Consider the following 1,293-nt stretch of genomic DNA (forward strand, 5'->3'; position numbering starts at 1 on the left):
CCTGGTCAGCCGTGAGCACGTAACCTTTGMCTGGAACGGCGGAGAACGAATGTTTGCCCCGGAGAAAGGTGTCAGCATCAACGGAGAGTCGCAGGAAGGAGTGTGGCCGCCTTACTGGGTGAGCGGCGATGGAGGTAACGCCGGGGATGGTTCTAATGGAAATGGCGGTAATGGTGGGGAGGGTTCTGACGGTGGAGGCCCAGGTATGGGTACTGCTGCCTCGAATAAATAGTACAAAAAAGAATGTGTTAGCAAGCAGCCTTTTTCGTCTACATTAGTGCATTCTGCTAATAAACTTAGTCGATGAACGACATTCGCGAAGCCGCCTATCCTGGCGGCAATTTTGTCTCTACTGAATAGGGGCCGCTTGGAAAATGAATCTAAGGTCACTCCCGTTTTTGCAACACCGATTTTGACGATAAGTTGGCTTGCTTGAATCTATCCTGCGTTTGAATGGGATTTAATTCCCGCGCCTGATGAACCTCCAGAAAAAATAGTATTTTTCTTACTGTCTTCGAGTCGACTAATAATTTAAGMAATTCGGGATAATTGGCTATCGATATCTCTACGCTGGTTATCACTGACTACGCCGCTGCGRGTACTTTTACTCACATCTATTTGGTAAATAGGTGAGCCGGCTTTAATCTCTTGCCCTACGGTGACAAATTGTTTGATCACAACTCCTTGGACACTTGAATAGACATTAGCCTCACGTGGATAGGTTGAGATTTCACCGGAGACGCTGACACGCCGAGTGTAAGTACCGAAGATGGCAAAGACTAAGAAGGCAACCATAAATAACATGCATAAGCTGGCTATGAGTCATAAGGGAATCCCGGGAAGGAGGAGTGCTCTACCGCGCCATTTTAAATTTCTACTATTTATCGCTTCCTGACGAAACACCTTCCGTTATCCTTAATATATTAGAACGCATGTTAAAAATAGATCTTAAACAATATTTAAATTACAATTAATATTAGTCATTATTTTTTCTTGTCAACATTTGACATGAAAATAGCAAGGACTTTTTTTGGAAACTCCAATAGATTCAACTTGTCACTCCAAAAATCTCTTGGTGTTGTTTAACGACACTTGACCAGGGGTGATTAAATACCTTTTGAACAGATGCAGTATAGCTTAAGGTGGATAAAAATTCTTAATGTCAATTTTTTAGCTTCAATATATTTCTTTTCCACCAGGAGCTTGTAACAAACAAATAAACTAATGCAATAACAGCTGAATAGCAGAATATTTTGCCAATGATGACAGGAGTGAAAGGCACTTTAAGAAAAA

2 pseudogenes are annotated in these 1,293 nt (G+C 41.9%); one reads left to right on the top strand and one right to left on the bottom strand.

Features of this window, described 5'->3' with window-relative positions:
• Window positions 1–232, top strand: a pseudogene (locus AC1DUO_RS25060) (hypothetical protein); the annotation flags it as partial.
• A gap of 302 nt (window positions 233–534) precedes the next feature.
• Here AC1DUO_RS25060 and AC1DUO_RS25065 read toward each other — a convergent pair.
• Window positions 535–903, bottom strand: a pseudogene (locus AC1DUO_RS25065) (colicin V secretion protein CvaA); the annotation flags it as partial.
• Between the last annotated feature and the right edge of the window lie 390 nt (window positions 904–1,293).

The organism is Rahnella sp. P4_A8 (assembly GCF_056402435.1).